Annotated in this window: 10 protein-coding genes; 2 read left to right on the top strand and 8 right to left on the bottom strand. The window is 63.3% G+C overall.

Annotation, left to right across the window (positions count from 1 at the left end; translation table 11 throughout):
- Positions 1-9 precede the first annotated feature (9 nt).
- Positions 10-957: a beta-hydroxyaspartate dehydratase BhcB gene (gene bhcB / locus DK427_RS04590; RefSeq protein ID WP_109950241.1), complete on the bottom strand. Its 948-nt coding sequence runs from the start codon at positions 955-957 to the stop codon at positions 10-12.
- Positions 958-1525: 568 nt separating this feature from the next.
- Between bhcB and bhcR the strand changes: the two genes are divergently transcribed.
- A complete protein-coding gene (bhcR, locus tag DK427_RS04585) occupies positions 1526-2380 on the top strand; it encodes an HTH-type transcriptional regulator BhcR (protein WP_109954002.1) in 855 nt (284 codons plus the stop codon).
- A 21-nt stretch (positions 2381-2401) separates the two neighbouring features.
- Here the strand turns inward: bhcR and DK427_RS04580 are convergent, their stop codons facing one another.
- Both DK427_RS04580 and DK427_RS25985 read right to left on the bottom strand, forming a co-directional pair.
- Entirely contained in the window at positions 2402-3115 is a 714-nt protein-coding gene (locus tag DK427_RS04580) for an SDR family NAD(P)-dependent oxidoreductase (protein WP_109950240.1), read from the bottom strand.
- Between the two features lie 145 nt (positions 3116-3260).
- Positions 3261-3635: a hypothetical protein gene (locus tag DK427_RS25985; RefSeq protein ID WP_162559663.1), complete on the bottom strand. Its 375-nt coding sequence runs from the start codon at positions 3633-3635 to the stop codon at positions 3261-3263.
- Positions 3636-3808: 173 nt separating this feature from the next.
- Here DK427_RS25985 and DK427_RS04575 point away from each other — a divergent pair, with 173 nt between their 5' ends.
- Positions 3809-5122: a hypothetical protein gene (locus DK427_RS04575; RefSeq protein ID WP_109950239.1), complete on the top strand. Its 1314-nt coding sequence runs from the start codon at positions 3809-3811 to the stop codon at positions 5120-5122.
- A gap of 397 nt (positions 5123-5519) precedes the next feature.
- On the opposite strand, the gene DK427_RS04570 is transcribed toward DK427_RS04575, so the two are convergent.
- The 5 genes from DK427_RS04570 to DK427_RS04550 form a co-directional block, all read right to left on the bottom strand.
- Complete coding sequence (locus tag DK427_RS04570; RefSeq protein ID WP_245930796.1) at positions 5520-6917, bottom strand: amidohydrolase family protein; 1398 nt, start codon at positions 6915-6917, stop codon at positions 5520-5522.
- Positions 6918-6980: 63 nt separating this feature from the next.
- Positions 6981-8690 carry a gamma-glutamyltransferase family protein gene (locus DK427_RS04565; RefSeq protein WP_109950237.1) on the bottom strand — a complete coding sequence of 570 codons (1710 nt, stop codon included), beginning with the start codon at positions 8688-8690 and terminating at the stop codon, positions 6981-6983.
- 526 nt (positions 8691-9216) lie between these two features.
- Entirely contained in the window at positions 9217-10812 is a 1596-nt protein-coding gene (locus DK427_RS04560) for a gamma-glutamyltransferase family protein (protein WP_109950236.1), read from the bottom strand.
- An 82-nt stretch (positions 10813-10894) separates the two neighbouring features.
- Positions 10895-12139, bottom strand: coding sequence for an oxalate/formate MFS antiporter (gene oxlT, locus DK427_RS04555; RefSeq protein ID WP_109950235.1), 1245 nt, complete (start codon positions 12137-12139; stop codon positions 10895-10897).
- A gap of 507 nt (positions 12140-12646) precedes the next feature.
- Positions 12647-13336 (bottom strand): GntR family transcriptional regulator, encoded by a 690-nt coding sequence (locus DK427_RS04550; protein ID WP_245930944.1) that lies wholly within the window; start codon positions 13334-13336, stop codon positions 12647-12649.
- Between the last annotated feature and the right edge of the window lie 18 nt (positions 13337-13354).

The following is a 13354-nucleotide window of genomic DNA, read 5'->3' as shown; positions in this document are numbered from 1 at the left end:
GCGACCTCCTCAATTCCAGGGCAGCTTGTCGAGATCGACGTTTCCGCCGGTGATGATGACGCCGATGCGCCTGCCGGCGAACACGTCCGGGTGTTTCAGGATCGTGGCCAGCGCCACGGCGCTCGACGGCTCCATCACGATCTTGAGGTTCTTCCAGATCAGCCGCATCGCCGAGACGATCTCCTGCTCGGAGGCGGTCTGGATGTCGGTGACGTGTTTGCGGACGAAGTGCCACGTCAGATCCTTCAGCGGCACCTTGAGGCCGTCCGCGACGGTGCTCGGCGCATCGTCGGCGATGATGCGCCCGGCCTTGAAGCTTCTGTAGGCGTCGTCGGCCTGCTCCGGCTCGGCCGCGAAGATCTCGATGTCGGGCGCCAGGTTCGATAGCGTCAGGCAGGTGCCGGAGATCATGCCACCGCCGCCGATGGGCGCGACGACGGCGGAGAGCCCCTCGACCTGCTCGATCATCTCGGCCGAGCAGGTCGCCTGGCCGGCGATCACCCGATGATCGTTGTAGGGATGCACGAACTCGGCCCCGGTCTCGGCCACCACCTCGGCGAAGACGGTCTCCCGGCTCGTGGTGGAGGGCTCGCACTCGACCACCCGCGCCCCGTAGCCCCTGACGGCGTCCTTCTTCGCCTGCGGCGCCGTCCGTGGCATCACCACGGTGCAGGGCACTCCCCTCCGGCTGGCAGCGTACGAAAGGCAGCTGCCGTGATTGCCACTGGAGTGGGTCGCCACGCCCCTTTCGGCCTCAGCGACGGAGAGCCCGAACACGGCGTTGGAAGCGCCTCGGGCCTTGAACGCGCCAGCCTTCTGGAAATTCTCGCATTTGAAGAACAATTCGGCGCCGGCAATCTCGTCAAGGATACGCGAGGTCAAAATAGGAGTTCGATGAATGTAAGGCGCGATACGATCACGCGCGATCGACATGTCGTCCAAGTTCGGGATGTACATGGATCTTCCTCCATTCAAAGAACCGACAGCCGTTTGGCACGGGATCAATACGTGAACGGCTGCTCATCGCCACCGCGTGGATCACGGCGACGACGACTGGAGCGGAGTTCCGCAAGCGTCCCCCCTCTTCGATCGCCGGTAGCGGCGCGTGCCCCTGCCATCTTACGCGACGACGTTTCCCGTGCGATCGGGCCTCCCCGAGGGCTGCGTCGATGAGAGGACCACGATCCCGGCGTCGACGAGCCATCGGCCTCCTCCGTCACCGCCGGAACGAGGCCCGAGACCACGAACGCCGATCGCCGCGCTCGTACCCGGCCGGCGCGCGCTGCGCCTTCGAGTAGCCGATCAATCGCGGCAACGGGTAGGGCTCGCGGTCCGCACGCATTCGCATCCCTTCCCGAGAACGGTTAGCACGCTCGAACCAGAGCGTAAATTTTTTTGAAATCGATTTTCAAATTTTTGCAGGACGACATTTAACGTATACCAAACAGAAGGTTAGATTTTTTCATTGTGCGGAACGGGATTTACATCCATGATTTTGCCCTCGGATGCGGACGACTCGATCGAGATGCAGAAGCAGATCCGCCGGCGTGGCCGGCCCAAGACCGCAGCGGTGCGTCAACCCACCGGCATCCAGGCTCTGAGTCGCGCACTGGACGTACTCGAAGCCCTAGCGGCCCACGACGGTCTGACGTTGACGGAGCTCGCAGGACATCTCGGACAATCGACGGCGACGATGCATCGGGTGTTGTCGACCCTCGACGAGCGGCGCTACGTCGAAATCGACCCCCGGCGTCAGACATGGTTCGTCGGCCCGGAAACGTTCCGGCTCGGCTCTTCGTTCATGCGAAACACCAACATCGTCGAGCGTAGCCGCTCCGTCATGCGCGACCTGATGAGTCGAACAGGCGAAACGTCGAACCTGGGAATAGAACGCGATGGGGAGGTTCTGTTCATCAGTCAGGTCGAAACTCACGAGACGATCCGGGCATTCTTCCCGCCCGGCACGAAATCCCCGCTCCACGCCTCCGGGATCGGGAAGGCGCTCCTGAGTTCCCACGACGATGCCGCGATCGAAGCGTTCATCGCATCCGCGAGCTTCACGGTCTTCACCGACAAGACCCTCTCGAATGCCGGGGCGCTGCGGGATGCGGTCGCTCGAACCCGTCAGTGTGGTTACGCCCTGGACGATGAGGAGAGGACCGCCGGCATGCGTTGCGTGGCCGCCTCCATTCTCAACGTCCATGGCGAGCCGTTGGCCGGCATTTCGGTTTCCGGGCCGACGTCGAGAATGCCCGATCCGAAGATCCGCGAGATCGGCGGCCTCGTGTCGGAAGCCGCGCGGGAGATTTCGATGCGGCTCGGGGCGTCGGACGCTTCTGGGGGTCGGACCTTCGTTGGTTCGTGCCCTGCCATCACCTGAGCCGAGCGGACGGTCCGGGCGTCAGTTTGGAATCGGCTGGCCGTCCCACGCGAACGTTCGCCCGGTGTCCCCGATCGTCAGCCCGTCCACGACACGCAGCAGGTGGGCGGCGCTCTCCTCGGGTGTGAACACGCCGGGCACTTCAGCCTGAGGACGGAAAGGGCGCGACAACGCCGTTTGCACGGTTCCGGGATGCAGCCCGACCACGATCAGCTCCGGATGCGTTCGCGCCGCCTCGACGGAGAGCGTACGGAGGACTTGGTTGAGCGCCGCCTTCGAGGCTCGGTAGGCGTACCACCCGCCGAGGCGATTGTCGCCGATCGACCCGACGCGTGCCGAAAGGGCAGCAAACACGCAACGCTCGCGCCGGGGCATCAACGGAAGGAAGTGCTTGGCGACAAGCGCCGGGCCGATGGTGTTGACCGCGAAAACTGCCGCCATCGCAGCCGGATCCAGGCTACGGACAGCCTTCTCCGGTGAGATGTCGGGCCCGTGGAGTATGCCGCTGGCGACGATGAGCAATCCGACCGGTCCGGAAGCTCCCACCGTCCGAGCCGCCTCCGCTATGGAGGCCTCGTCCCTCACCTCTACGGGAAGCGAGCGTACGGATCGAAGCTGAGAGACGGACGAGCGAGACAGGGCGAACACGGAATCGTGCAGGTCCCCCGCGGCGATCGCCGCGACGAGGGCACGGCCGATCCCGCCCGAGGCGCCGACGATCACGGCAGCGCTCATCGGAAAATCATAGGATTTCGTCCTCTCGATCGGGGGACCGCGTCGGCACGGGTACGACCCACTCGAACAATCGCGTCGAACGACTCGCTCGCGTCGCTCTCCGCTTCCGATTTTGCCGAGAGCGTCACGCGAAAGACGGAAGCACTCAGGAGGGACACCACCACTGGCCGTTACCGAGCGGAATGCACGGCCCCTTGCTGTTGGAGTACGTTCCCGACGGGCTCGGTTGCGGAACGTCCGGAACGAGAACCCGGGCGAGCGAGCCTTCCGCAGCCTGCAGGAATGCGATTTCGATCGGACTCTCGGGAGGCCGCAGATGGAGTTCGACCAAGGGGAGGGAAACACCCTCATGCGGAACATGTCCGAGGTGCCGATAATCGAGTACCGCGGTCTCTGGAATGTCGAGCCACTGCGAACCTGGAACCGGCTTGCAAAATCGGATGACCGGCGCGTCGTCCGCATGTCTCGTCACGACGCCGGTCAGTATGCGCGGCGGACCGCCTTCGATCTCATCGAACATCCGCGCCGCCGAGAACCGCCTTTCCGTGACGCGCGCTGGCCTACCTGTCGGACGCGCCATCAACGACTCCTGCATTTCCGAGGGAGCTGTATCACATCAAATCAGATCCGGATTGATAACTTATCAATGAATCGGCGTCAAAGTGTTCGATATCGCTGAACGAGGAGCCGATCATGCGGCGATGGTTCGGTCTCGCAGCCGTGGCCGCTGCGGCCTCCGTCAACAGCCTGACCGGCTGCATCGCGATCGATCGATTCTCGTCGCGCGCCGTCGGCTTCAATGAGCAGGCCGCGGAGGTGAAAACGGAGTCCGTCCTCCTCAATATCGTCCGCGCGACTTATTCCGAGCCACTGCAGTTCACCGACATTTCCACCGCGCAAGGCACGTCTTCCGTGACCGGCAGCTTGGCCGCCACCGCGAGCGTGCCCACGAGAGGCGGCCTTCTCACCGCGCTTCCGCAACAGTTCCTCGGCCTAAACCCGAACCTGAGCAGCCAAGGCGCCAACCAGTTCAACCTCAACAATCTGAACACGCAGGAATTCTACAACGGGCTGCTCGCACCGATCGGGGTGCCGCAGTTGGCCGCGTTCCTCCGCACGGGTTACGACCCTGTCGTGCTCCTGGCCCTGGCAGTGGACGAGATCGAAATCCAGAGCGGTTCACGGAGGATGCTGCTGAAGAACGACGCCTCGTCGGTCGATCAGCATACGGGATTCATTTTCGCCCTCGATCAGCTCGTGAGTGGCGGCCTCAGCGCGGAGGAATCGGGGCCCGACACCAAGATCGGCCCCGCGCTCCAGCCGGCCGCGGCCCGGGAACTGCTCGGATCGATCGTCACGTCGACGGCGACAGATGCACCGTCGCTCAAGAAAGACGAAAGGACCGGCCTGTTCCAACTGACGAAGCGTGGCGGCGTTTCGCGCCTCTGTTTCGATCTCGCGAGGGCGTCATCGGACATGAGGGTAGGCGGCCCGGTCCGTTACCGTTCGGTTCCCTTGAATCCGTTTCTGAAGCCGATCCCTCTCGCGTACGAACCGTCCGGTCCTGCCGCTCCAAGCGCCGTCCGTGATCTCGTGATCGTGCCCAGACCCGGCGACGTCTGCGGCGCTCGGCGCGAGGTCCAACTCGACCGTACGCTCGACACGAGGGTCAGGTTCCGCACACGCTCCGTTCAAGGCATGTTCCAGTATCTCGGGAAGATCTCACGCCTCGAACTCGGTATGGCGGACGGCACTCCGAGGCGGCTCACCTACTTCGGGTGGCCCAAACCGGACCCTGGCTACGAACTATTCAGACTCGAGCTGGGTACGACGGATGCCGGATACGTGGTGACGCACAGGGGGCAGACCTTCAACGTCGCGGTGGATCCGAGCGGGAACCGCAACGGCTCGAGCCGGGTCCTGCAACTCCTAACCGATCTCATCGCGCTCCAGAGTTCGGTCAAGAATTTCCCGGCGCAGAACCTCGTTACGGTCGTCGGACCGTAGCGTCGTATCCGAGGAGGCCCGGCCGCGGTCCGACCCGAAGGCTGGTCGATCCGGGCGCCTTTACCACCGTCATCGGCTAACAGGTGTCGCCGAATTCCGCTCTTCCGCGCGCTTCCGGCGATCGGGATACCTCTCCCGGACTTCGGGTCGCCGATCACCGTACGACTATCGGCATGCTGAGGTGATGGCATTCGAACGCATCGGGGTAGAGGCGCCCGGTGGCGCACGGCGCGGATAGGGCGCGAGATACAACGGTTCCCGTCCGCGAACAGCCCGCGAATCTCCACCTGTGAGTTTCTGGATCGCCCGACCCCGAAACGTCCAGTCGGCCACGCGACCCCACGCTTAGGAAAGCATGAACTCCCGCCATATCAACGCCCCACCGACACGCGGGATGCTATTTGTAGATCTTGGCCTCGTACTTTGCTTCGAAGACGACCTTCCCGCGTTTAACGACCCAGAGACGTGGAGGGAGGTCTAGGAGCGCGTTCGCTACCCTGTCCGTATCGAGGATCACGAGATCGGCCTGCTTTCCGGCCTCAAGACCGTACCGATCGGCGATTCCCATTGCACGGGCGGCGTTGACGGTCGCCATGCGCAGAACATAGGCCTGATCGTCGGGCGATCCGAGTTGCGCGACGTGGGCAAGCAGGTTGCCGATCTGCAACGGATCGACCTTTCCGAACGGCGTGAACGCGTTGCGAATGTTGTTCGATGCGTAGGTTACGTTCACGCCGGCATTCCTGAGCGCCGCCACCGGTGTCAGGCCCCGTCTCGGGCTGCTCGGATCCTTTCGTCCCCCGAGGTAGGTGTCCGTTGCCGGAATGGTGACGATGTTCACCTCGGCACGTCGGAGCAGATCTATTACCGGTCCCGCCTGGTCGGGCGGCAGTGCTCCAAGGCTGGTCATGTGGCCCAGGGTGACACGGCCCTGATAGCCGGTGTCGATCGTCTTCTGCGCGATGTAGGCCGCGGCCGCGAACCGCCGATCCGAGGTGTCGTCGGCGAAGTCCGCGTGAAGGTCGATGGGACGGTCGTACCGCTGTGCCAGCCTAAAACACTCGTCGACGTGACTTTGCGTATCCTCCCAGGTGCGTTCGTTGTACGGGCAGCCTCCGACCACGTGCGCTCCCATGGCGAGCGCCCGTTCCATCATCGCCAGCGTTCCCGGCGCCTTGAGTATCCCCTCCTGGGGAAAGGCGACGATCTGGAGATCCAATGCGTTCCTATATTCGTCGGCCAAGACGAGAGCGGTCTCGACGCCGATCAATCCTTGAATCGGATCCACGTCGGGTTGCGCTCTCAAGGCCACCACGCCATTGCGGATCGCCATGTCGAGGACTTGGCGCGAGCGGTCCAGGACATCCTCGCGCTGCTGCCGCGCCTTCAACGTCCCCGTAATCCGAATCGCTTCGCTCAAGGTGCCGGACCGATTCGGCATTCGCTGTTCGAGCAGAGCCTTGTCGAGATGGATGTGGGGCTCCAAAAATCCGCCCAACGCGGCTCGGCCGCCGGCTTCGATCACACGGGTGGCATCGACCGCGATATCGGGCCGCACGGCCGTGAACCGGCCATTTGCGATCGCCAAGTCCATTGCCGGCTTGTCGTCGGCGACGCGGACGTTCCTGACAAGAAGCTCGACCCCTCCCCCCGGGGCATCGCTCACTTGCGCCACAGGAGCGGATGAGGGCGAGACGCTCACGGCTGCGAGCCCCAGCGCGACCGACGAGGCACCGCGAAGAAAGGAGCGTCGGCTGATGCCCGGACATCCGCAGGTGCAGCGTACCTTGAGCATCTCGTCTCTCCTGTTCCGACGCTTCGGTTTGTCCGGCGGAATGACCAGCAAGCTGACTCGTCGCTACAGACCCAGAGCCAAGCCGTCGCTGCGCGGATCGTGAGCGCCCACGAGGCTGCCATCGTCCTCGATGCGAATCGCACCTGGGTGGCCAGCCAGAGGACTCTGCGCGGGTATCGGACTGATCTCGTGCCCTCGCGCCTTGAGTTCTGCGAACACCTCCTCGCCCGCGTCGAGTTCGAGCTTCAGGCTGTCACGGCTGTCCGAGAAGGTCTTCCCAAGGAGGAACCTCGGACGCGTGAGCGCGGTGAGGGGATCCATCTTGTAATCGATCAACCGCGTGAGCACCGCCGAGAGCGTCTGCGGCTGCCCGTCGGCGCCCTGAGTGCCGTAGAGAAGCCTCGGGCGTCCATCCAAGAAATACATCCCCGGATTGAGGGTGTGAAAGGGACGTTTTCCGGGTCGAAGCACATTGATGTGCTGAGGATCGGTGCTGAAAGACGCGCCCCGATTGTGCCAGAGGATACCTGTGTCGCCAGCCACGACGCCGCTGCCCCAGTCGAAATAGACCGTCTGGAGCATGCTGACGCAATTGCCGTCCTTGTCGACCGCTCCGATGAAGATCGTATCGCCCTGCTTGAACACATGTGGCCACGGCATCGCCCGCCTCATGTCGATGCTCTTGGCATGGGCGTCCAAATTGGCTTTGGAGAGAAGTCGGTTGACAGGAACATCCACGAAATCGGGATCGGCTATGTGCCGATTTCTGTCGATGAACGCTATTTTGACCGCCTCGACAAGGAGATGGTAATAGTCGGCGCTGCCCTCCGGGATCGATGCGACGTCGAATCGATCGAGGGTTCCCATGATCTCCAGGGTGGTCAGGCCCTGCGTCGGAGGTCGCAGGCTCACGAGCTCCCCTCCCCGGTAGGGAACACGAAGCGCCATCTCGTTTCGCGCCCTGCAGCGCGCCAGATCGCTCACGGTCAAGGGCGAGCCGGCCTGCTGCAGGCCGCGCGCGATGCGCAGCGCCAGGTCACCTTCGTAGAACTCGCGGGCCCCGTTCTCGGCGAGGATGGTGAGCGTGCGGGCGAGATCGGGCTGGCGGAACGTTTCGCCCACCTCCGGGATCCGGCCGTCGAACGTGTAGGCGCGGACGACGTCGGGCCAGTTCCCGATCTCCTTCGCCCGGAAATTCGACCAGAAATTCTGCGACGGGGTCAATGGAAATCCGTCCGACGCATACTGGATCGCATGCTTGAACAGATCCTTCCAAGCTTGCCGACCGCCCCACGATCTGCGGCTGAACTCGAAGGCCTGATCCCAGGTGTCCACCGCCGCCGCAGCGGTCAGCGCCGATCCGGGTCCACGGACGGGAATGGCGCCGCCATAGTCCAACGGCTTCGCGGCGGCCTGGCCGATGCCCGACAGCGTTATACCGTTGCCTTTGCGATCGCTGATGATCATGAAGGCGTCGCCGCCCAATCCGCAAAAATGCGGGTAGGTGACGCACAAGGTCGTATTGATCGCGATCGCCGCCTCAATGGCGTTGCCTCCGGCCTGGAGCACCTCCCGTCCGGCTTGGCTGGCGAGTTCGTGTGGACTCGTCACGATTCCGCGTCCGGAGCGTGCGAGTTTGGCCGACGCGGGAACGGCTTCGGCATGTAGCCGGGTCGGCAGCGCGGCACCGCTCAAGGCGGCAGCGGAAGAGAACAAGAGAGTACGCCGGGACAGCGCCCGCGCATGCTGGCGGACTTCTTCTGCATCGAGCATGGCCGAACCGAGTCCCTCTCTGTGATAGACTATTTTACTTTGCGGCGCACAGTCATTGGTGCGCCGCACCGGGACGCAGAGCATTGTCGACTTCCATAATCGGAAGATCAAGCTTATCTATCCGACATGCCCGCACCCCGACTGTCGGAAGTCAAATAATGTCATCAGGGCGGCGCCCTCGGCGTGCGCGTGGACCGAGACGCTCGCGCCGTTTCGGACCGGCGGCTGCCACGCCCGTGTCGAGGGCGCGCGATGACGTCGAAGTCGCTGGCGACGCCGAGGCCCGATCCGTTCGACGACGTGCCGTGTCGAGGATGTGGCGCTTCGGGTTCTCGAGGCTCACGGACAGGAGCGATCGATCGGCCGCTGACGGCGACGCCCGATCGCCCCCGCGCACGGCCGATCTGAAGACTACGACGATCGGGCGCGAGGGACGGCTACGAGAACCATGGAGCACCAGTCGCCCCGCGCCCTTCTTTCGAGCCCCGGCCAGTCCGCGCTCATCCGAAAACGGTCTGCCCACGCTCTAGAAAGCCGCGACTCCGCCGTCGCTGCGTGGGTCGAAACCACCTTCGATGACGCCGGAAGGGTGGCGGGCCAAGCCTCCGGCATGACCGACCTGCTCGTCGAAGCCGTCGAGCAGTTCGATCTCGTGGCCGAGACGACGGAGGGTTTCGATCGTCTCCGGCGCGAAGCGGTTTTCCAGTTTGAGTGTGTCCGAGTCCTGTCCCCAGGTACGTCCGAGCAGCCAGCGTGGCGCTGTGATCGCCTGCTGAATGCCCCGACCGAACACGGCATAGCGCGTGAAGATAGCCGCTTGCGTCTGCGGTTGCCCATCTCCACCCATCGTTCCGTAGACCATGACGCGTCCGTCCCGCAGGCGGGCAAGAGCCGGGTTGAGCGTGTGGAACGGTCGTTTGCCGGGGCGCAGGGCGTTGAGATGCTCGGGATCGAGCGAGAACGAACAACCGCGGTTCTGCCAGACGATACCTGTCTCCGGAAGAACCGTACCGCTGCCGAACTCGTGATAGATGCTTTGGATGAACGAGACGGCGCGCCCCGCCGAGTCGATGACGCCCATCCAGATGGTGTCGCCCGGTCCCTTACCCTTCCCCCAGGGTAGAGCGACGTCGTGACGAACCTTCGCGGCCAGATCGCCCAGGAATCCGTCCGATAGGCAACTCTGTGGATCGATCTTCATGTGATCCGGATCCGTGATGAATTCGTCGCGGACGGCGAACGCCTGCTTCGTCGCCTCCACAACCAGATGGATGTATTCGGCGCTGTCCGGCTCGTAGCGGTGGATGTCCAAACGATCGAGGATGCCCAGGATGATCAACGAGACTAAACCCTGGGTCGGCGGGGTCATGTTGTACAGCTCGCCGGCGCTGTGCTCCAAACGCAGGGGAACGCGTATGCGCGCGCGATACGAAGCGAGATCATCCGCCGTGACGGGGCATTCGAGCGACGCGAGATCGGCCGCGATGCGACAGGCGAGACGTCCGCGGTAGAAGCCGTCGAACCCCTCGGAAGCCAGGAGCCGCAGTGTCGCGGCGAGTTGCGGCTGTCTGAAGCGGCTTCCGGTCACCGGCGCCTTTCCGTCGGTCAGAAAGGTTTCGGCGAAACCGGGGAGATGCGCCAGCTCGTTCAGCTTTTTGACCGTGCTCGTCATCTGGGACGCCGTGACGGCCGTTCCGTCCTCGGCATAGAAGATCGCGTCCTCAAGCAGCCGCTCGAGAGGAAGCCGTCCACCCCAGGAGCGACTGACGGCCAGCGCCTCGGCCCATCCGCCGACCGTGCCGGCCACCGTGTTGGCCGAGTCCGGTCCTCGGACTGGAATGGTCGCGCACCCCCTGACACCGTAGTAGGCGCTCGAAACACCGGCCGCGGCGGGTCCGCACGCCTCGATAGCCGTCACCGGCCGGCCCGGACACGAGATCGTCCAGAAGCCGTCCCCTCCGATACCGTTCATGTGTGGGTAAACGACGGCGATCGTCGCCGCGGCCGCAATCATGGCTTCGATGGCGTCACCGCCGTCGCGCAGAACGGAAACGGCGGCTTGGGACGCGAGCGCGTGCGGTGCCACGGCCATGCCGCGCGTCGACTGAGCGGTCTGGAACATCTTGTCGGACTTTCTGTCGGCGTCGAGGGGAGTGTTCGGTAGGATTTCGCCGGGGCAGCAAGCGCCCCGGCGAAAGGCAACCTCAGGCGGACTGCTTCCGAAGCGACAGGGCATCGACAGCCGGAAAGAGCGCCGCATCCCTGGCTTTGCCATGTGCATCCCGCATCGGCTTCAGGACGAACAACGCGAGGGCGGCCGTGAGGATGTTCATCAGGACGACGACGCCGAACACGATGTTCCAGGAGAGCGTCGCGTCGTGAAGGAGAGCGGCGAGCGGACCGCCCAGCACGGAACCGACCCCTTGAGCCATGTACAGAAAGCCGTAGTTCGTCGTCGCGTGCTTGGTTCCGAACGTATCCGTCAACGTCGAGGGGAACAGCGAGAATATCTCACCCCATCCGAAAAAGACGACACCCGATAGCAGGACGAACATCAGCGGATTATGGGCGTAGAAGAGCCAGACGAGCATCGCCAAGCCCTCAAGGCCGAACGCCACGAACATCGTGTTCTCGCGCCCGATCCGGTCCGAGACCCATCCGAAGAAGGGCCGCGTGAGGCCGTTCGTGAAGCGGTCGATCGACAGAGCCAGCGGCAACGCGGCCAAGCCGAAAACCATCGCGTCCGCGACGCCGAAGTCGTGTGCGAAGGCGCCCATTTGAGAGATGACCATCAATCCGGAGGTCGACATCATCGTCATCATAGCGAACATCAGCCAGAAGATCGGGCTGCGCAGCATCTCGCGAGGACTGTAACTCCGCTTCTCCTCGGGCGCCGACGCTGTAAGGGTAGCCACGACCTCGACCCGCGGCGGTCGCCGCATTCCGAGCGCCGCGAGAACCCCGACGACACCGATGATCAGGCCATAGATCAGCAGGGTGCGAGAAAGCCCGCGCTCCTCGACGGACAGGGAGATCGGGAACGTCGTGAGGATCGCCCCGAAGCCGTATCCGGCCGCGACCAATCCGGAGGCGAGGCCCCGCTTGTCGGGAAACCACTGCACCATCATGCCGACGACGCCGACGTAGATGATTCCGGTGCCGATTCCTCCCAGCACCCCGTACGTGAGGTAGAGCCCCATCAGGCTGCTCGCGTTCGCCGCGAGGATCCAGCTCGCTCCCGTCAGGACGGCCCCTGCAGACAGAAGCAACTTGGGACCGAAGCGATCGATCAGGTAGCCTTGTAGCGGCGACAGGAACGTCTGCAGGACTATGAGTATCGAGAAGGCGACCTGAACTTCCGCCAAGGTAGCATTGAATTCTTTCGTCAACGGGCCCGTGAACAGCGCCCAGACGTATTGCGGGCTTGAGATCGCCATCATGGCAACCATCCCGAGCGTGAGCTGCTTCCATCGTGTGGAAGCCGACGGCAAGCTTGAGGGTTTGGCGTTCAAAGCATCCTCCCAAGAACGGCGTAGGTACGCGCCCCGTGGACCGACATGCCGACCTCTGACGTGTCGCTGACATGTCAGAATTATAGTACACGATTCGCCGGCCGCCGCAATGCCGATCGGGGTCACCCATGCGCTAGAGTGCCGTTCTGAAAAGTTCGGCAACCGCGATCGGATCGCGCGGCAGAACGCAATGGTCGCCAGCGAACATCCTGCGCGCGCCGTGCCAAGCTGTCCGTCAGCGGTGGGAGCTGCTTTGGAGCCTCGCCAAAAGACGGCGCCGCGCGCCGATCAGCGGTTTTTAATTCCGAATCAGATCGGCTGCTCAGGTCCAGCAGCCTTATACTTCAAGCCGTCGAGAATGGCACAAATATTAATTGAAGTACTACATCGACACGACGAGAACCCACCGCAGAGCGTATGGCAATGACATGGCGATGTCGCCGATCATTTGAGCGATTCCAACGTACGCCTGGTATACCACTCGACGTAATCGAGAAGTTCGTCGGAGGCCTGTCTCGCGCCTGCCTCGTCATTGGACGCGATCAACAGGGCGATGCGCGCGTGAAGTTCACAGACCCGGGCCAGGTCTCCGAATTGCTTGAAGTGCAGGTACCAGAAGCGTCGAGTCTGCGCCTCGATAGGGACAATCGCATGTGCCGCGTAACTATTCTGTGCGCTGACCAAAATCAGCGCGTTGAACTCTCTATCTGTTGCGATAAAGATCTTTTCGTCGTTCCGAACGGCTGCCTTCTCGAACTCGGCGGCGAGGTCCCGAAACGCGGCACAGGCCCGCCCGTCGGCCAAACGAGCGGCGCGTCCGGCGAGAATTTTCTCGATCTCGCGTCGCACCTCGATCATCTTCAACTGATCGACCATGTCGATATCGGATACGATGACGCCGGCTCTCGGAACGATCCGAACGGTTCCCTCCAGCGCCAGACGCTGGAGTGCCTCACGGATCGGAGTACGGCCGATGCCCAATTGCCGGTTGAGAGCTTTCTCGGAGATGAGGCTACCAGGTGGGACCCGCAGCGTTACGATCATCTCTTCGATCAGACGATAAGCGATTTGAGACTGTGTTTCGCCGGGCTGGGATATGGCGCCCTCGTTTCTCCGCGCGTCGTTCGAGAGCACAACCAACCGCCTTTCCGT

It is taken from the genome of Methylobacterium radiodurans, from assembly GCF_003173735.1.
Taxonomy (GTDB): Bacteria; Pseudomonadota; Alphaproteobacteria; order Rhizobiales; family Beijerinckiaceae; genus Methylobacterium; species Methylobacterium radiodurans.
This window is presented reverse-complemented; position numbering and strand designations above follow the sequence as displayed.

Coding starts and splice junctions, on each gene's coding strand:
- oxlT (WP_109950235.1), bottom strand. CDS start 12,139: ATGGTTGCCATGATGGCGATCTCAAGCCCGCAATACGTCTGGGCGCTG.
- DK427_RS04575 (WP_109950239.1), top strand. CDS start 3,809: ATGCGGCGATGGTTCGGTCTCGCAGCCGTGGCCGCTGCGGCCTCCGTC.
- DK427_RS04570 (WP_245930796.1), bottom strand. CDS start 6,917: ATGCTCAAGGTACGCTGCACCTGCGGATGTCCGGGCATCAGCCGACGC.
- bhcB (WP_109950241.1), bottom strand. CDS start 957: ATGTACATCCCGAACTTGGACGACATGTCGATCGCGCGTGATCGTATC.
- bhcR (WP_109954002.1), top strand. CDS start 1,526: ATGCAGAAGCAGATCCGCCGGCGTGGCCGGCCCAAGACCGCAGCGGTG.
- DK427_RS04565 (WP_109950237.1), bottom strand. CDS start 8,690: ATGCTCGATGCAGAAGAAGTCCGCCAGCATGCGCGGGCGCTGTCCCGG.
- DK427_RS04580 (WP_109950240.1), bottom strand. CDS start 3,115: ATGAGCGCTGCCGTGATCGTCGGCGCCTCGGGCGGGATCGGCCGTGCC.
- DK427_RS04560 (WP_109950236.1), bottom strand. CDS start 10,812: ATGTTCCAGACCGCTCAGTCGACGCGCGGCATGGCCGTGGCACCGCAC.
- DK427_RS25985 (WP_162559663.1), bottom strand. CDS start 3,635: ATGTTCGATGAGATCGAAGGCGGTCCGCCGCGCATACTGACCGGCGTC.